This window comes from Polaromonas sp. LjRoot131 (assembly GCF_964252805.1).
Classification (GTDB): Bacteria; Pseudomonadota; Gammaproteobacteria; order Burkholderiales; family Burkholderiaceae_C; genus Polaromonas.
In genome coordinates this window covers 269,114-286,956 of sequence record NZ_CAXUPF020000005.1, presented here as the reverse complement: position 1 = coordinate 286,956, position 17,843 = coordinate 269,114, and the positions used below count along the sequence as shown (strand labels likewise).

16 protein-coding genes are annotated in these 17,843 nt (G+C 64.9%); 14 read left to right on the top strand and 2 right to left on the bottom strand.

The features are described from left to right. Positions 1-166: 166 nt before the first annotated feature. Both ACSQ27_RS21585 and ACSQ27_RS21580 read left to right on the top strand, forming a co-directional pair. Positions 167-1,048: a DUF3047 domain-containing protein gene (locus ACSQ27_RS21585; RefSeq protein WP_436157540.1), complete on the top strand. Its 882-nt coding sequence runs from the start codon at positions 167-169 to the stop codon at positions 1,046-1,048. Positions 1,049-1,081: 33 nt separating this feature from the next. Continuing rightward, positions 1,082-2,422, top strand: coding sequence for a M20 aminoacylase family protein (locus ACSQ27_RS21580; protein ID WP_436157539.1), 1,341 nt, complete (start codon positions 1,082-1,084; stop codon positions 2,420-2,422). A gap of 17 nt (positions 2,423-2,439) precedes the next feature. On the opposite strand, the gene ACSQ27_RS21575 is transcribed toward ACSQ27_RS21580, so the two are convergent. Together ACSQ27_RS21575 and zwf are read right to left on the bottom strand one after the other, a co-directional pair. Beyond that, the gene (locus ACSQ27_RS21575) at positions 2,440-3,285 is read right to left on the bottom strand and encodes a MurR/RpiR family transcriptional regulator (protein ID WP_436157538.1); all 846 of its coding nucleotides are present in this window, start codon (positions 3,283-3,285) and stop codon (positions 2,440-2,442) included. A 147-nt stretch (positions 3,286-3,432) separates the two neighbouring features. After that, positions 3,433-4,914 carry a glucose-6-phosphate dehydrogenase gene (gene zwf / locus ACSQ27_RS21570; RefSeq protein ID WP_436157537.1) on the bottom strand — a complete coding sequence of 494 codons (1,482 nt, stop codon included), beginning with the start codon at positions 4,912-4,914 and terminating at the stop codon, positions 3,433-3,435. Between the two features lie 143 nt (positions 4,915-5,057). On the opposite strand from zwf, the gene tal reads away from it, so the two are divergent. From tal to ACSQ27_RS21510, 12 genes are all read left to right on the top strand, one after another. Next, positions 5,058-6,005, top strand: coding sequence for a transaldolase (gene tal, locus ACSQ27_RS21565; RefSeq protein ID WP_436157536.1), 948 nt, complete (start codon positions 5,058-5,060; stop codon positions 6,003-6,005). 2 nt (positions 6,006-6,007) lie between these two features. Further along, positions 6,008-7,555 carry a glucose-6-phosphate isomerase gene (gene pgi / locus ACSQ27_RS21560; protein ID WP_436157535.1) on the top strand — a complete coding sequence of 516 codons (1,548 nt, stop codon included), beginning with the start codon at positions 6,008-6,010 and terminating at the stop codon, positions 7,553-7,555. 90 nt (positions 7,556-7,645) lie between these two features. Continuing rightward, entirely contained in the window at positions 7,646-8,506 is an 861-nt protein-coding gene (locus ACSQ27_RS21555) for a DUF3047 domain-containing protein (RefSeq protein WP_436157534.1), read from the top strand. A gap of 265 nt (positions 8,507-8,771) precedes the next feature. Then, the gene (locus tag ACSQ27_RS21550; protein ID WP_436157533.1) at positions 8,772-10,079 is read left to right on the top strand and encodes an ABC transporter substrate-binding protein; all 1,308 of its coding nucleotides are present in this window, start codon (positions 8,772-8,774) and stop codon (positions 10,077-10,079) included. A 37-nt stretch (positions 10,080-10,116) separates the two neighbouring features. Further along, positions 10,117-10,974, top strand: coding sequence for a carbohydrate ABC transporter permease (locus ACSQ27_RS21545; protein ID WP_436157532.1), 858 nt, complete (start codon positions 10,117-10,119; stop codon positions 10,972-10,974). Positions 10,975-11,012: 38 nt separating this feature from the next. Next, the gene (locus tag ACSQ27_RS21540; protein WP_436157531.1) at positions 11,013-11,837 is read left to right on the top strand and encodes a carbohydrate ABC transporter permease; all 825 of its coding nucleotides are present in this window, start codon (positions 11,013-11,015) and stop codon (positions 11,835-11,837) included. A 13-nt stretch (positions 11,838-11,850) separates the two neighbouring features. Beyond that, positions 11,851-12,888 (top strand): ABC transporter ATP-binding protein, encoded by a 1,038-nt coding sequence (locus ACSQ27_RS21535; protein ID WP_436157530.1) that lies wholly within the window; start codon positions 11,851-11,853, stop codon positions 12,886-12,888. Between the two features lie 93 nt (positions 12,889-12,981). After that, on the top strand, positions 12,982-14,394 hold the full coding sequence (dalD, locus tag ACSQ27_RS21530) for a D-arabinitol 4-dehydrogenase (protein ID WP_436157529.1): 1,413 nt from the start codon (positions 12,982-12,984) through the stop codon (positions 14,392-14,394). After that, positions 14,391-15,179 carry an L-iditol 2-dehydrogenase gene (locus ACSQ27_RS21525; RefSeq protein WP_436157528.1) on the top strand — a complete coding sequence of 263 codons (789 nt, stop codon included), beginning with the start codon at positions 14,391-14,393 and terminating at the stop codon, positions 15,177-15,179. Before dalD ends, ACSQ27_RS21525 begins: the two co-directional genes overlap by 4 nt. An 18-nt stretch (positions 15,180-15,197) precedes the next feature. After that, entirely contained in the window at positions 15,198-15,869 is a 672-nt protein-coding gene (locus ACSQ27_RS21520) for a transaldolase family protein (RefSeq protein WP_436157527.1), read from the top strand. Positions 15,870-15,882: 13 nt separating this feature from the next. Further along, positions 15,883-16,851, top strand: coding sequence for a carbohydrate kinase family protein (locus ACSQ27_RS21515; protein WP_436157526.1), 969 nt, complete (start codon positions 15,883-15,885; stop codon positions 16,849-16,851). An 11-nt stretch (positions 16,852-16,862) separates the two neighbouring features. Then, positions 16,863-17,810 carry an AraC family transcriptional regulator gene (locus tag ACSQ27_RS21510; protein ID WP_436157525.1) on the top strand — a complete coding sequence of 316 codons (948 nt, stop codon included), beginning with the start codon at positions 16,863-16,865 and terminating at the stop codon, positions 17,808-17,810. Positions 17,811-17,843 lie beyond the last annotated feature (33 nt).

Below are 17,843 nucleotides of genomic sequence, written 5' to 3'. Positions count from 1 at the left end.
AAGCTGGCTTAACGCCAGTTTCTTATGAAGATCTGAAAGCCGTCCCGGGGAAACCCGAGGCGGCTTTTTTTATGCTTGAAACGACTACGGCACAAATTTCCGGATTTTTTGAAACCTTTTCTGCCCCGGCCGCGTTGAGCTATCTGGCCTCATCACCTGTTGCCCCATGACCCTGATGCCTTCCTGTTTTTTCTCGCGTGCGTTCCGTGCTATGACGGTTGTCGCTTGTGTGACCCTGCTTGCGGCCTGCGCGGGAGTAGGAACTTCCGAGCCGGCAAACAGCCAGGACGTGAACTGGGCCTCGGCGTCCCCCGCAAATCCAAACTCAAATTCCTCTTCAATTCCATATACCGTCAAATGGCAACACTGCGCATTTCCGGGTAAAAAGTCCACGCGCTATCGCGCGGTGCGGCTGGATGGGCGCGAAGCCGTTTTCAGCGAATCCGACAGCGCCGCCAGCATGCTGCGGCAGCAGCTTCGGGTCGAGCCTTCAGACCTGGGCAAGCTGGGTTTCTCCTGGAAGGTGCCCACGATGATTGCCGGCGCCGACATGACGCAGCGCGACAGCGACGATTCACCGGTGCGCGTGTTGCTCGCCTTTGAAGGCGACCGTTCCAGGTTCTCCGCCAAAAACGCCATGCTGTCGGAGCTCGCGTTGGCCCTGACGGGTGAGCCGCTTCCCTATGCGACCCTCATGTATGTGTGGGGCACGCACAGCGCGCCGGAAAGCGTGGTCATCAACCCGCGCACCGACCGCATCCGCAAGCTGGTGCTGGAGTCCGGGCCCGCACGCCTGGGCCGCTGGCTCGACTACGAGCGCGACATCCGCGCCGACTATGAAAAAGCCTTCGGCGAAGCGCCGGGCGCGCTGGTCGGCATTGCCATCATGACGGACAGCGACAACACGCGGCAAAAAGCCAAGGCCTGGTACGGCCCGGTCAGCCTGGTGAACAAGACCCTCAACGCCACGGCCATCCCCGCCGTAAGCGCTACCTCGGCCCGGCTTTCACAAAGCCCTGTGTTTGCACCGCCATCCCTTCAAGACTAGTATTCCAACAGCTGAACTCGGAATTTCACTGACATGCGCGCTCCGGCCACCCTCCCAAGCATTCCAGGTGCCTCATCCCTCCAGTCCACCGCAGCGGCGGACACCGCCGACAACACGGATCGCCCGCCCCAGCTGCGGGCCAGCGGCCGGGCCTTCGCGCAGATCGTGCAGTACCACCCCGAACTGACGGCCTTCCGGCGCGACCTGCACGCCCATCCCGAACTCGGCTTCGAAGAGGTCTACACCTCCAGCCGCGTCGTGCACGCGCTCAAGCTGTGCGGCGTCGACGAGGTGCATACGGGTGTCGGCAAGACCGGTGTGGTCGCCGTCATCAAGGGCCAGCAGCCCGCCAAGGCCGGCGGCATCCGGCCCATGGTGGGCTTGCGAGCCGACATGGACGCGCTGCCCATGACCGAGCACAACGAGTTCGGCTGGAAGTCTTCCAAAGTCGGGTTGATGCACGGCTGCGGCCACGACGGCCACACCACCATGCTGGTGGGTGCCGCCCGTTACCTCGCCGAGACGCGCAATTTCGCCGGTGACGCCGTGCTGGTGTTCCAGCCCGCCGAAGAGGGGCGCGGCGGGGCCGACGCCATGATCAAGGATGGCCTGTTCGAGCGCTTTCCCGTGCAGTCGATTTACGCCATGCACAACTGGCCCGCGATGCAACCCGGCACCATCGGCATCAACCCCGGCCCCATGATGGCCGCGGCCGACCGCATCACCATCGAGGTCACCGGCAAAGGCGGCCACGGTGCCCATGCTTACCTGACGGTGGATCCGGTGCTGGTGGCCGCTCACATCATCACCGCGGTGCAAAGCATTGTGTCGCGCAACGTCAAGGCCATGGACAACGCCGTGATCAGCATCTGCGCCGTCCGGGCGGGCGACCTGGGCGCCATGAGTGTGGTGCCCGAAACCGCCATGTTGGTGGGCACCGTGCGCACCTTCAAGCCCGAGGTGCAGGACCTGGTGGAGCGCCGCCTCAAGGAATTGTGCGCGGCCGTGGCCCAGGGCTTCGGCGCTACGGCGACCGTGAAATACGAACGCATCTACCCCGCCACCATCAATTCACCGGTTGAGTACACCTTGGCCACCACCGTGGCGGAGCAGCTCGTGGGCGCCGAAAACGTGGTGCGCAACCTCGAACCCAGCATGGGCTCGGAAGATTTTTCCTTCATGCTGCGCGTCAAGCCGGGCGCCTACCTGCGCCTGGGCCAGGGCGAGCAACTGCCCGACGGCAAAGGCGGCACCATGGGCGGCGTGGGCAGCCGCTTCCTGCACAACAGCTGCTACGACTTCAACGACAGCGTGCTGCCCTTGGGCTCGGCGCTGTTCGCCGGCATCGTGGAGCGTTCGCTGCCCCTCGCCTGATACCGCGGCGCCACGCCTCAGGCGTAGCGCTTGTTGCGCAGGTTGTTTTTCATTTCCTTGAGCAGCGGCTGCAGCTTGCTGCCGATGCGCAGCGCCACGCAGGTCGCCAGGATGTCGATGATCATCAGGTGCATCAGGCGCGACACCATGGGGCTGTAGCGGTCGTAACCCTCGGGATGGTCGGCCGCCAGGTGGATGTTGCCGGCCGCCGCCAGCGGCGAGCCGGTGACGGTGATGACGATGGTGGTGGCGCCGTTCTTGCGCGCGATGTCGCAGGCGTCCATCAGGTCGCGCGTGCGGCCTGAGTTGGAAATCACCACCACACAATCGCCCGGGCCCAGCAGCGAGGCGCTCATGACCTGCATGTGGCCGTCGCTGTAGGCGATGCTGGTGATGCCCAGGCGGAAGAACTTGTGCTGCGCGTCCTGCGCCACGATGCCCGAATTGCCGACGCCGAAAAACTCGATGCGCCTGCCGGTGTTGTAAGTCGCCAGCAGCGCGTCGGCGGCCCTTTCCACGGCCACCGAACTCGCGTCGTTGCGGTACTTCAAAAACGCCGCAACGGTGTTGTCAATCACCTTGACCATCACGTCGCCGGTCTTGTCGTCGGCGTCCACGCTGCGATGGATGAAAGGTACGCCCTCACTCACGCTGCCCGCCAGCTTGAGCTTGAAGTCCGACAGCCCGTCGTAACCCATGCTGCGGCAAAAACGCACCACGGTAGGCTTGCTCACATGCGATCGGCTGGCCAGCTCGGTGATCGGCAAATTGGCAAAGGCCCGCGGATCGCCCAGCACAAGCCGGCCGACACGCTGTTCGGCGGGTGCCAAGGAAGGCAAGGAAGCCTTGATTCGATCAAGCATGGTGGGATGGGTCTCTGGTGGTGCCAACGCGCTGGAAATGTGGGAGCTCTTCTAACCAGCAGGGGCCGCGGAACCGGCTTTGCCGGGCCGCAGGCGCAGCGGCCCCCTCGGGGGGCAGCGCATTACGCGAAGCGAAAAGCGTGGGGGCTAACACTCCTCACTCCAGCAATAGCCATCGCGGGCGATCATGGCGCTAGCGGCGCTCGGCCCCCAGCTACCGGCGGCATAGGGCCGCGGCGCGCCGGAATCGTTGCTCCAGCTGTCCAGGATGGGTTCGACCCAGCGCCAGGCTTCTTCCTGTTCGTCGCTGCGCACAAAGAGGTTGAGCCGCCCGTCGATCACGTCCAGCAGCAGCCGCTCGTAGGCGCCCACACGTTCGGAGCCGAAGCGCTTGTCGAAGTCCAGGTCCAGCTGCACCGGTGCCAGCGAGGGCGTGCCGCGCGCATGGCTGTTGCCGGAGCGCTGGTCGGCGCCTTGCGCCAGCAAATGCAGTTCCAGGCCGTCCTTGGGCTGCAGGTTGATCACCAGCCGGTTGGCCACATTGGAGCCGGCCGTGGAGCTCTTGAAAATCGCATGCGGCGCAGGCCGGAAGTTGACCTCGATGTGCGCGTCGCGGCCGGCCAGGCGTTTGCCGGTGCGTATGTAAAAGGGAACGCCGGCCCAGCGCCAGTTGGCGATCTCGGTGCGCAGGGCCACAAAGGTTTCGGTCCGGCTGTCGGGCGGCACGCCTTTTTCGTCGCGGTAGCCGGGCACGGGCTCGCCGTCGATGTTGCCGGCCGCGTACTGGCCGCGCACCACGTGCTGGTTCAGTGTTTCAGGCGTCCAGGGTTTCAGCGAGCGCAGCACCTTGAGCTTTTCGTCGCGGATGGCGTCGGCATGCGAGTTGATGGGCGGCTCCATGCCGATGGCGCACAGCAGCTGCAGCGCATGGTTCTGCACCATATCGCGCAGCGCGCCCGTGCTGTCGTAGAAGGCGCCGCGCTTTTCCACGCCCAGGTCTTCGGCGATGGTGATCTGGATGTTGGCGATGGTCTCGCGGCGCCACAGCGGCTCGAACAGCGAATTGCCGAAGCGCAGCGCGAACAGGTTCTGCACCGAGGGCTTGCCCAGGTAGTGGTCGATGCGGAAGATCTGCTGCTCGCTCAGCACGCTGCGCACGGTCTTGTTGATGGCGCGGTTGGAGGCCAGGTCGTGGCCCAGCGGTTTTTCCAGCACCACGCGCGTCTGCGGGCCGTTGAGGCCGGCGGCGGCGATCTGCTCGCACACGGTGGTGAACAGGCTGGGCGCTGTCGCCACATACATCACCACCACGTCGGCGGGCCGCTGCTGCAGTTTGGCGGCCAGCGCGGCGTAGTCGGCCGGGTTGGACAAGTCCATGCGCAGGTAGCCCAGCAGCGCGGCAAATCGCGAGAACTCTTCCTCGCTCGGGCGTTTGGCCAGTTCGACGTTGTCGAAGCGGGATTTGATCAAGGCGCGGTACTGGTCGTCGGACAGGTCGTCGCGCGCCACGCCTACGATGCGCCCGCCCGCCGGCAGCGAGCCGTGGCGAAAGGCCTGGAACAGGGCCGGCATGATCTTGCGCCACACCAGGTCGCCGGTGCCGCCGAAGAGGATCAGGTCAAAGCTCATGGTAAAAAAGTGTCTTGGTAATTAAGTTTCACATTCTATGGGCATAATGGTAACTCGACCTTGAAGCCCGTGCGATGCCTGCACCCAGGTGCCCAGCGGTGTTTCATCCGGACCACTCCCGCTTTTTGCCCAGCATCCCAGCCATGACCCAACTTGACGCGCTCAAACAGTTCACCACCGTGGTCGCCGACACCGGTGATTTCAAGCAACTGGGGCAGTTCAAGCCGCAGGACGCCACCACCAACCCTTCGCTGATCCTCAAGGCGGTGCAAAAGGCCGATTACCAGCCTTTGCTCAAGGACACCGTGGGCCGCTTCAAAGGCCGCGCCCTCGACGAAATCATGGACCGCCTGCTGGTGCGTTTCGGCTGCGAAATCCTCTCCATCATCCCGGGCCGCGTCTCGACCGAAGTCGACGCCCGCCTGAGCTTTGACGCCAGTGCCACCTACACGCGCGGCGAGCGCATCGTCGAGCTTTACCAGGCCGAGGGCATCCACATCGACCGCGTGCTGATCAAGGTCGCCGCCACCTGGGAAGGCATTCAGGCGGCGGAAAAGCTCGAGCAGCGCGGCATCCACACCAACCTCACCTTGCTGTTCTCCTTCGCCCAGGCGGTGGCCTGCGGCCAGGCCAAGGTGCAGCTGATCTCGCCTTTCGTCGGCCGCATCTACGACTGGTACAAAAAATCCGCCGGCGCATCCTGGGACGAGGCCACGATGGCGGGCGCCAACGACCCCGGCGTGAAGTCGGTGCGCGAGATCTACAACCACTACAAACATTTCGGCATCGCCACCGAGGTGATGGGCGCGAGCTTTCGCAACGTGGGCCAGATCACCGCGCTGGCCGGCTGCGACCTGCTGACCATCAGCCCCGAGCTGCTGGCCCAGCTCGCGGCTTCCGAGGCGCCGCTGTCGCGCGCGCTCGATGCCAAGGCGGCCGCCGCGCTGGACCTGCCCGCCGTCCATTACGACGAAGCCGGTTTCCGTTATGCGCTCAATGAAGACGCCATGGCCACTGAAAAACTGGCCGAGGGCATACGCGCGTTCGCGGCCGATGCCGTGAAACTCGAACAGCTGATGCAGGCAGCCTGAGCATGGCCGTGCCGCCCCGACCCCGCTGCGACCGCACGCCGGCCTGGGCCGCGCTGCAGGACTGTTTTGACACCCGCGGAAAGTCTTTTGACCTGCGCCAGGCCTTCGCGGCCGATGCCGGGCGCTTTGCGCACTTCAGCCAGGACGCGCCGCACGTTTTTGCCGACCTCTCCAAAAACCTGATCGACGCCGGCAGCGAGACACTACTGCTGGAGCTGGCCGCGCAATGCCGGCTTGAGCAGCACCGGGACGCCATGTTTGCCGGCGAGCTGATCAACGGCACCGAACAGCGCGCCGTGATGCACTTTTTATTGAGAAGCCCGGCCGTCGGCGGCATGAGCGGCGACCTCGCGCGCGTGCATGAAACCCTGGACGCCATGCTGGCCTACGCGGAGCAGTTGCGCGCCGACACCGCCATCACCGACATCGTCAACATCGGCATAGGCGGCTCAGACCTGGGGCCGCAGATGGCGGTGCTGGCGCTGGCTGAATTCGCCATACCCGGCAAGCGCTTTCATTTTGTCTCCAACGTCGATGGCGGCGAGCTGGACGGCGTGCTGCAGGGGCTCAAGCCCGAAAGCACGCTGTTCCTGGTCGCATCCAAGACCTTCACCACCACAGAGACCATGACCAACGCGCACTCGGCGCGGCGCTGGTTCGAGGCACAGGGCGGCACGGACGTCGGCCGGCATTTCGCGGCCCTCACGACCAACGTCGCCGCAGCGAACGCCTTCGGCATCAAGACGACTTTCGGCTTCTGGGATTGGGTGGGCGGGCGCTATTCGTTGTGGTCGGCCATAGGCCTGCCGATTGCCATCGCGATAGGCGCGGCGGGCTTTCGTGACTTGCTGGCCGGCGCGCATGCCATGGACGAACACTTCCGCACCGCCCCGCTGGCGCGCAACCTGCCGGTGCGCCTGGGTTTGCTCGATGTCTGGTACCGCAATTTTTACGGCTTCAGCACCCGCAGCATCGCGCCTTACAGCAGCGCCTTGCGGCGCCTGCCGGCCTATCTGCAGCAGCTTGAAATGGAAAGCAACGGCAAGCGCGTCGATGCCGACGGCCAGGCCCTGCCTTTCGCCACCTCGCCCGTGCTGTGGGGCGAGCCCGGCACCAACGGCCAGCATGCCTACTTCCAGATGCTGCACCAGGGCAGCTCGGTGGTGCCGGTGGAATTTGTCGCCGTCAGGCAGGCCGGCCACAGCCTGCCGGGCCATCATGCCACCTTGCTGGCCAATGTGCTGGCCCAGGCGCAGGCGTTAATGCAGGGTAAGGAAGACCCCGGAGGCCACAAACATTTCCCCGGCAACCGGCCCAGCACGTTTTTGTTGCTGGAGCGGCTCACGCCGGCCAGCCTGGGTGCGCTGGTCGCGCTGCAGGAGCACCGCGTGTTCGCCAGCGGCGCGATCTGGGGCATCAACAGCTTCGACCAATGGGGGGTTGAGCTCGGCAAGGTGCTGGCCAAGGACATAGAGCCGCGGCTGCGCAGCGGGGATGTGTCCGGCCTTGACGGCTCGACGGCCGGCCTGCTGCGCAAAATCGCCGGCTGATTTGCGCAAAACTGTGCGTTTTTCCATTGCGGGGCCGCGTGCTTCCGTGGTCAACTTGCCGCTTCGCCGATTTTTTCGATGACCCGCACCATGTCTTTACCCGTCCCGTCCTCCCGCTTTTTTCCTCATTTTTCGATCGTCGCCGCGGCGCTGCTCGCCGTGGCCCTGGCCACCGGATGCGCCACCCGCGCGCCCACCGATGAGGATGCCGACATCGACGAGCCGGCCAGCCAGGGCGGCACCGTGGGCCTGGCCGAAGGGGTGACCGGCACCGCCTGGGCCGCAATGTCGGCGCCGCCCATCGCCGGGGAACTCAAGCCCGACGACCTCAAGTGGGAAATATTCCGCGTACCCGGCAAGCAGCCGGCCAGCTACAGCTATGTGCGCCATGAAGGCCGCGACGCGGTACTGGCGAAGGCCGAGGCGTCCGGCAGCATCCTGCGCCATCGCTATCGCATCGAGCCGGACCAGCTTGGCCTGGTGCGCTTTTCCTGGAACGTGCCGAACCCGGGTGCGGGCGCCAACCTCGCGCTGCCGCAACTCGATGACGTGCCGGTGCGGGTGGTGCTCGCCTTCGAAGGCGACCGTTCGCGGCTGTCGATGAAAAACTCCCTGCTGTCGGAACTGAGCCGCTTGCTGACCGGCGAAGAGATGCCGTTCGCGACGCTGGTGTATTCGTGGTCGCGGGTCAACCAGCCCGGCGAGGTCATCGTCAACGAGCGCACCGACCGCATCCGCAAGATCGTCGTCGACTCGGGCGACCACGGTTACAACGAATGGCGCAGCTACGAGCGCGACATCCGCGCCGACTACCGCCGGGCCTTCGGCGAAGATCCGGGCGCCTTGCTGAGCTTCGCGGTCTTCACCGAAGGTGAAAAAAACGAGGGCCAGCTGCAGGCCTTCTACGGGCCGCTCAAGCTGGTGCCGGCTTCGGCCGTCGCACGCAAGTAGCGCCGCGTCCGGTCGGCCCGTCTACGCGGGCCTGATTTCCCTGTCCATTTGTGCAAGCTGGCGGCCTGGACCGGCAAGGCCATCCCACGTCGGCCTTGACAATTCGTTGCATCTATTGATGCGGGGTTTAGGGAAATTACCACTCCTTCAATGCAACAAAGTATTGGAGTGCTCTGATCTGGTATCAAACCCGCAAGGAGGTTTCCTCAGAATGCAGTGAGCGGCAAAGCTGCCGTTTCGAACGACATAACGAAGGAGACATCTTATGAAGGGTTTTATCCAGGCAGGCCTGGTGCTTGCACTTTCGGGCGCCGGCATGGCCCATGCCGCGACCGAGCTCGTGGTGGCGACGGTGAACAACGGCCACATGATCGAAATGCAGAAGCTCACGCCGGTTTTTGAAAAGGCCCATCCCGACATCAAGCTCAAATGGGTCACGCTCGAAGAGGGCACGCTGCGCCAGCGCGTCACCACCGACATCGCCACCAAGGGCGGGCAGTTCGACGTGATGACCATTGGCCTGTATGAAGCGCCGATCTGGTCGAAGAAGGGCTGGCTGCAGCCCATTGCCACCGATGCCGCCTATGACGTCGACGACCTGCTGCCCGCCATCCGCGCCGGGCTGTCGCACGAAGGCAAGCTTTACGCCGCGCCGTTCTATGGCGAGAGTTCGATGCTCATGTACCGCAAGGACCTTGCCGACAAGGCCGGCTTCAAGATGCCCGATCAGCCCACCTGGGCACAGGTGAAGGAACTGGCCGGCAAGATCCACGACCCGAAAGCCGGTGTGTACGGCATGTGCCTGCGCGGCAAGCCGGGCTGGGGCGACAACATGGCCTTCCTCACCACGCTGGTCAACACAAACGGCGGCCAGTGGTTCGACATGCAGTGGAAGCCGCAGATCGACACCAAACCCTGGAAGGACGCGATCGGCTTCTACGTCGACCTGATGAAAGCCTACGGCCCGCCCGGCGCTTCGGCCAACAGCTTCAACGAGAACCTCGCGCTCTTCAACGAAGGCAAATGCGGCATGTGGGTGGACGCCACCATCGCCGCCTCGTTCATCAGCGATCCGAAGCAGTCGAAGGTGGCCGACAAGGTGGCTTTTGCGCAGGCGCCGGTTGCCGTCACGCCCAAGGGCGCCAACTGGCTGTGGACCTGGAACCTGGCCATCCCGGCCAGCTCGACCAAGGGCGCGGCCGCCCAGACCTTCGTGAAATGGGCCACTTCCAGGGAATACATCAACCTGGTCGCCAAGGAACACGGCTGGGGCGCGGTACCCACCGGCACGCGCAAGTCAACCTACGCAAACCCCGAGTTCCAGAAGGTCGCCAAGTTCGCCGCGGCCGAGAAAAAAGCCATCGACAGCGCCAACCTCAGCGACAGCACGCTGCCCAAGTCGCCGTACGTCGGCGTGCAGTATGCGGCTATCCCCGAGTTCCAGGCCATCGGCGTGGCGGTGGGGCAGCAGATGAGCGCGGCGCTGTCGGGCAAGGTCACGGTGGACCAGGCCCTGAAGACATCACAGACGGCCGCCGAGCGTGAGATGAAGAAGGCCGGGTATTACAAGTAGCCCCAGGCTGCCCACACTTCGCCCCGGGATTCACCACATGAACCGCCTCCTGCCGCGCGCGCTCATGGCACCCGCAGTGCTCACGCTCTTCCTCTGGATGATCGTGCCGCTTGTGATGACCCTGTATTTCTCGTTCGTGAGCTACAACCTCATGCAACCCGGCGACCATCCGTTCGCGGGCATCGAGAACTTTCAGTACTTCATCACCGACCCGGACTTCTGGCCCGCGACCTGGAACACGCTGCTGCTGATCGGCAGCGTGATCCTCATCACGGTGGTGTTCGGCGTGCTGCTCGCCTTGCTGGTGAACGAGCCGTTTCCGGGGCGGGGCGTCGTGCGGGTGCTGCTGATTTCACCTTTCTTCGTCATGCCCGCGGTGAACGCATTGCTGTGGAAACACATGATGATGAACCCGATCTATGGCGTGCTGGCCGACCTGTGGCGGTTTTTCGGCGCGCAGCCGGTCGACTGGCTCACCGATGTGCCGCTGCTGTCGGTGATCATCATGGTGGCCTGGCAGTGGCTGCCCTTCGCCTGCCTGATCTTCATTACCTCGCTGCAGTCGCTGGATCGCGAGCAGATGGAGGCGGCACGCATGGACGGTGCGAGTGCATTTCAGCGCTTCTTCTATCTCATCATCCCGCATCTCGGACGGCCGATGGCGGTGGTGATCATGATCGAAATGATCTTTCTGCTCAGCGTGTTCGCCGAGATCGCCATCACCACCAATGGCGGCCCGGGCAACGAAAGCACCAACCTCACCTACATGATCTTCAAGCAGTCGCTGATGAATTTTGACGTGGGCGTGGCTTCGGCCGGTGCCTTGTTCGCGGTGGTGGTGGCCAACATCGTGGCGGTGTTCCTCATTCGCATCGTCGGCAAGAACCTGGACTAAACATGATGCATACCCCTACCCGGTGGAGCAGCTGAACCATGGAACCAGGCAACTTTCTTGCGCAACTGCTTCGCACCGTGGGCGCGTGGGCCGTGGCGCTGCTGCTGTTCTTTCCGCTCGGCTGGCTGTTTCTCACGGCCTTCAAGACCGAACTCCAGGCGATTCATGTGCCGCCGCTGTTTGTCTTTGAACCCACGCTCGACAACTTCAGCGAAGTGCAGCGCCGCAGCGATTACCTGCTGTACGCGCGCAATTCGCTCATCACCAGCCTGGGCTCGACCCTCATCGGCCTGTTGATCGCGGCGCCCGCCGCCTACTCGATGGCCTTCTTCCGCACGAAGAGGACGCGCGACATCCTGATGTGGATGCTTTCGACCAAGATGATGCCGGCAGTGGGCGCGCTGGTGCCTATCTACGTTCTCGCGCAGACCGCGGGCCTGCTGGATTCGCTCACCGCGCTGACCATTGTGTTCACGCTGTCGAACCTGCCGATCATGGTGTGGATGCTCTACAGCGCCTACAAGGACATTCCGAACGAGATTTTGGAAGCCGCGCGCATGGACGGTGCGAGCCTCTGGACCGAATTCCGCCATGTCGTGCTGCCGCTCTCGGTGGGCGGCCTGGCTTCGACCGGCCTGCTGTGCCTGGTGCTGAGCTGGAACGAGGCCTTCTGGGCCCTCAACCTCAGTTCAGCCAAGGCCGGAACGCTGGCGACCTTGATCGCCTCGTACTCCAGTCCCGAAGGCCTGTTCTGGGCCAAATTGTCGGCCGCTTCGCTGATGGCGATCGCGCCTATCGTCGTGTTCGGCTGGTTCAGCCAGAAGCAGCTGGTGCAAGGCCTGACCTTCGGCGCCGTGAAGTGAAAGGAATTGACTGATGGCTTATCTGGAACTCAAGAGCATCGAAAAAAGCTTCGGGGAGGCCCGGATCATCCGCGGTGTCGACCTTGACATCAACAAGGGCGAGTTCATCGTCTTCGTCGGGCCTTCGGGTTGCGGAAAGTCGACCTTGCTGCGCCTCATCGCGGGGCTGGAGCCCATCACCAAAGGCAACTTGCTGCTCGACGGCCGGGACATCACAGGGCTGCCTTCGGGCAAGCGCGACCTGGCGATGGTGTTCCAGAGCTATGCGCTCTACCCGCACATGAGCGTGTACGACAACATGTCCTTTGCGCTCAAGCTCGCGGGGGTGTCGAAAAGCGAGATCCAGGCCAAGGTCGAGCACGCGGCGAAGACGCTCAACCTCACCCAGTACCTCGGCCGTACGCCGAAAGAGCTGTCGGGCGGGCAGCGGCAGCGTGTGGCGATAGGCCGCGCCATTGTGCGCGCGCCCAAGGTGTTCCTGTTCGATGAGCCCTTGTCCAACCTGGATGCCGCGCTGCGCGGCAATACGCGCGTCGAAATCCACAAGCTGCACCGCGCACTCGGCGCGACGACCATCTACGTCACGCACGACCAGGTCGAGGCCATGACGCTGGCCGACCGCGTGGTGGTGCTCAGGGACGGGCTGATCGAGCAGGTCGGCACGCCGCTCGAACTCTACGACCACCCGGCGAACCGGTTTGTCGCGCAGTTCATCGGCATGCCGTCGATGAACATGGTGGCGGCGGGCGCCATTCCGAGTTTTTCGGCGGCCACCGGCGGGCGCCTGCCAGGCGACGGCTTTCTGGGCGTGCGGCCGGAAGGCCTGCGTGTGCATGCCAGGCAGGCCGCTGCGTCGGGTGTGCCGGGCCGCGTGGAGTTGGTCGAGGCACTCGGCGCCGATACCTTGATTCACGTCGACGTGGGCGGCGTGCCGCTGATAGCGCGCCAGAACGAACGCACACCGCTGCATGCGGGCGACGACGTGGCGGTCGAGCTCGACCCGTCGGTGCTTCACCTGTTCAACAGTGAAGGCCGTGCGGTCCGGGCCTGATCTTTCCCCCTCCTTTTCTTTCTTTCGGGCATTCCCTTGACTCTCGCCACAGCGCCTCTTGCGCACACTCCACCGGTCCCTTCTGAATTCACGGTGCTTCACCTTGGACTGGGGTCCTTCCATCGGGCTCACCAGGCCGTCTATCTTCAGCGGCTGATCGATGCGGGCGACAGCGGCTGGTCGCTTGCGGCCGCCAACATCCGGCCCGACGCGACCGGGGTGGTCGCGGCCCTGCAGGCACAGGGCGGGCGCTACACGCTGGAAACCGTATCGCCGGCCGGCGAGTACCGCTACGAACTGATCGAAGCCATCCGCGAAGTACTTCCCTGGGAGTCCTCGCTGGCCGCGGTGATCTCGCGCGGTGCGGCGCCGTCCACGCGCATCGTTTCATTCACCGTGACCGAGGCAGGCTACTACCTCGACACCCAGGGCAAGCTGGACCTGTCTTTCAGCGATCTCGCGGCGGACCTTGAACGCACACGCCGCGGCGAGGTCGGGGAAGACCGCGGTGAGGGCGTGACCGTCTACGGCGCCGTCTGCGCGATCCTGCGCGCGCGCAAGGCAAGGCAGGCCGGCCCGGTGACCCTGCTCAACTGCGACAACCTGCGCCACAACGGCGACCGCTTCCGTGACGGGCTGCGCGAATTCATCGAGCTTGCGGGCGATGCCGAACTGCTTTCGTGGGTCAACGCAAACACCCTTTGCCCGAACGCGATGGTCGACCGCATCACGCCGCGACCGCCACCCGAGCTGCGCGCTCGCGTCAAGGCCGCCACGGGGCGCGACGATGCGGCGGCGGTGACGGGTGAGAGCTTCATCCAGTGGGTGATCGAGGACAGGTTCGCGGCCGGGCGTCCCGACTGGGGCCGTGTGGGCGTGGAGCTGGTCGAATCGGTGCAGCCCTACGAGGAGGCCAAGATCCGCATCCTCAATGCCACGCACAGCTGCATTGCCTGGGCCGGCACCTTGGTCGGGCTGGATTTCATTCACGAAGGGACAAACAACGCGGTAATCCGGAAGATGGCCTACGACTATGTGACGGACGACGTGATCCCCTGCCTGAGTTCTCCCGACAATCCCGGGCCGATCGACCTCGCGGCGTACCGCGATGTGGTGCTCGAGCGCTTTGGCAACCCTGCGATCCGCGACACTAACCAACGCGTGGCGGCGGACGGTTTCTCGAAGATTCCAGGGTTTATCGCGCCCACGGTACGGGAGCGACTCGCTGCGGGACAGCCCATCGACAGCGTCGCAGTGCTGCCCGCGCTGTTCCTTGTTTTCCTGCGGCGCTGGCACCGGGGGACACTGCCCTATGCCTACCAGGACCAAGGTATGGACGAGGCCGTGGCCCACGCGATCTGTGACGCTGTCGATCCTGTGCGCGCGTTGTGCTCCGACGCGGGGCTATGGGGGAGTGCCGCAGGCGACACACGGCTGACCGATGCCGTGCGCGGCGCGATCGGGCGAGTAGCCGGTTTTGTCAATTCAGAGGTTAAAAGTTCATGAGAGAACGTCTGAAGAACCGTCATGTGCTTTTGACGGGCGCCGGCGGCGGCATCGGCCTGGCGGTGGCTGAAGCCTGCATCGCCGAGGGCGCGCACTGCAGCGTGGTCGACCGGGTCGTGGCGACACCTGAAGCCGTGCAGGCGCTGCAGAAACGTCATCCCGGTAGCCTGGCCTACATCGCGGCGGACGTGACGGACGCCCAGGCGATTGCGCGCCTGCTGGCGGAGGCGCAGGCTGCTTTTGGCCCCGTTCATACGCTCTTCAACAACGCGGCCGTGTTCGATCTCGCGCCCCTGCTCGACAGCGACGAGGCCTCTTTCGACAAGCTGTTTGCCGTCAATGTGAAGGGCATGTTTTTTGTCATGCAGGCCGTGCTTCGCCACATGGTCGAAGCCGGCACGAAGGGCGCGTCGGTCATCAACATGGCCTCACAAGCCGGCCGGCGCGGCGAAGCGCTGGTGTCGCACTACTGCGCGACCAAGGCCGCGGTCATCAGCTACACCCAGAGCGCCGCACTGGCCATGGCGCCGCATGGCATTCGCGTCAACGGCATTGCCCCCGGTGTGGTCGATACGCCGATGTGGGACCATGTCGACAGCCTGTTCGCCAAGGCGGAGGGGCTTCCGCCGGGAGAAAAGAAGCGGCGCGTGGGCCTCGAAGTACCGCTTGGCCGCATGGGTGTACCGGCCGACATCGCGGGTGCGGCGGTCTTCCTTGCCAGCGACGAAGCGCGCTACATCACGGCGCAGACCCTGAATGTGGATGGTGGTAACGTCATGAGCTGATCTTTCGGCTTGAACGCGATGAATGACGACTTCCATTTGTACCTCGACAGCGCCGACCTGGCCGAGCTGCAGGCCTGCCTCCCGCACCCGGTGGTCCACGGTGTGACAACCAATCCCACGCTGCTGCGGCGGGCGGGCATAGGCCGTTCGGCGGTGCCCGGCCTGCTGGCGCGCTGCATCGAGCTGGGCGCGCGGCGGGTGCAGGCGCAGGTGTATTCGAGCGATGTCGACGGCATGCTCGAAGACGCGCAAGAGTTACTGTCGCACTTCGACCGGGGCCAGCTGGTCGTGAAGATTCCCGCCACCCGCCAGGGGTTCGATGCCGGCGCGCGGCTTATCGCGCAGGGTGTTCCCGTCACGTGGACGGCTGTTTACGCGCCCGAGCAGGCGCACTTTGCCGCACAGCTGGGCGCGGCGTATGCGGCACCCTACCTGGGACGGCTCGAGGACGCCGGTGCCGGCGGCTTGGCGCTGATCGCGCAGATGCAGGCGCTGGTGGCGCAGCGGCCTTCGTCCGGTACCCGGCTGCTGGTGGCGAGCATCCGCTCCCGCGAGGCCTACCTTTCCTTGCTGGGACTGGGCGTGGGCGCCGTCACGATTCCGCCGCGCCTCTTTGCGGAATTGCTCGATCATCCCGCCACGCTGGCTGCCGAGCGCGGATTCCTGGCCGACACCGGCGCCTTGCATTGACCGAGAATCCAGCATGCGCATTGCAATCACGGGCGAGGCCCTTATCGATTTCACCGCCGGCGAGGCCGGCACGCTGGCTTTCCTGGGCCATGAGGGCGGTTCGCCGCTCAACACGGCCGTCGCCTGCGCGCGCCTCGGGCAGCCCACCGGTTTCCTCACGCAGCTGTCGACCGACCTGTTCGGCGAACGGTTGATGGGTTTTCTCGAACGAAACGGTGTGGACACCCGGTTCATCCTGCGCAGCCATGCACCGTCGACCCTGGCCTTCGTCGAGCGCACACCGCAGACCAACCGCTACGCCTTCTACACGCGCGGCAGCGCCGACGCGACCTGGACGCCCGAGCCGCTGCCGCAGTTGCCGGTGGACTGCCGTTTTCTCCACTTCGGCTCGATCGCGCTCCTGCAGGAGCCTGCTGCCACGCGCATCACCGACCTGATGGCGGCCAATGCCGGGCAGCGTGTGATCGTGTTCGATCCCAACGTGCGGCCCAGCCTGATTCCCGACATGGCGGCCTACCGTGCGCGTGCCATGCGCTGGTTTGCGATGGCCGACCTGGTCAAGCTCAGCGACGAAGACGCCGAACTGCTGGCGCCCGGCCGGCCTGCCGATGCATTGGCCGCGGATTGCCTGCAAGCCGGCGCGCGTGCGGTGATCGTCACGCGCGGCGCCGGCGGTGCCACGCTCTGGCGCACGGGGCACGAAGCGCTTGCCGTGGCGGCACCGCGCGTCAAGGTGATAGACACCATAGGAGCGGGTGACACCTTTACGGCCGGGCTCTCGGTTTCGCTGCTGGCGCATGGCGTCGAACGCCCGGCCCAGCTCGGTGAGCTGGGCGACGTCGCATGGCGCGACGTGATGCGCTTCGCCGCCACGGCCGCCGCACTGAACTGCACCCGCGAAGGTGCCGATCCACCCACGCTGGAGGCCGTTCGCAGCGCGCTCCGGCGGGAGGACAATGAGGCCCTTGCTCCCCGGTCCTGATCCAGGCTGCCATGACCACGTCCGCATCCAGACGCGCCATACCCCGCCAGCGCCAGCCCGAGCTGGAACGCGACATTGCGCGCTCTCCCTTGCTGGGCTACGAGGCCCCTGAAACCGGCCTGGTGCGCTGTCTTGCCCACGGCTTCCCGAGCCCGCTGGTGCGCTGGCATTTTCATGAAGAGTATGAACTGCACCTGATCACCGAGACCTCGGGCAAGGCTTTTGTCGGCGACTGGATAGGGCCGTTCCAGCCCGGCCATCTGGTGCTGTGCGGCCCGCGGCTGCCGCACAACTGGATTTCGCTCGACGTCCCCGAAGGCGGTGCCGCGGGACGCGACCGGGTGATCCAGTTCCACCACGAACCCATCGAACGCGCGGCGGCCGGGATTCCCGAGTTGCGCGAGGTGATGCAATTGCTCGAGCGGGCGCGCCACGGCATCGAATTTTTTGGCCTGTCGCAACAGGCGCAAATGCACTGGGACAGCATCAAGGCCGCGCGCGGGGTGCGCCGCCTGGGCCGATTTTTCGAGTTCATGGCCGACCTGGCGCAATGGACGGACTACCGGCTGCTGTCGAGCGTACAGATGCAAGGGGCGCAGGGCGCCGATGGCGATGCGCAGGTCGACCAGATCAACGGCATCGTCAACCGCATGACCGCCAACATGGCGGAGCCGATCTCGATGTCGGCCGTGGCGGCCGAACTCGGCATGAGTGAAAGCCGCTTCAGCCGCTTCTTCCAGCGCTCCACCGGCAACAGCTTTACCGACTTCGTCAACCGTGTGCGCATCAACAGCGCTTGCCACATGCTGATGCAGACCGACCACAAGGTCACCGACATCTGTTACCAGGTCGGGTTCAACAACGTCGCGAACTTCAACCGGCGTTTCCTGGAGATCAAGGGCATGACGCCCACCGAGTTCAGGCGCCAGGCCGACGGCCGGTTCGGCCGCTCACCCTGATTTTCGGGTTCATCCCCGCTTCCCGGGCAGGCG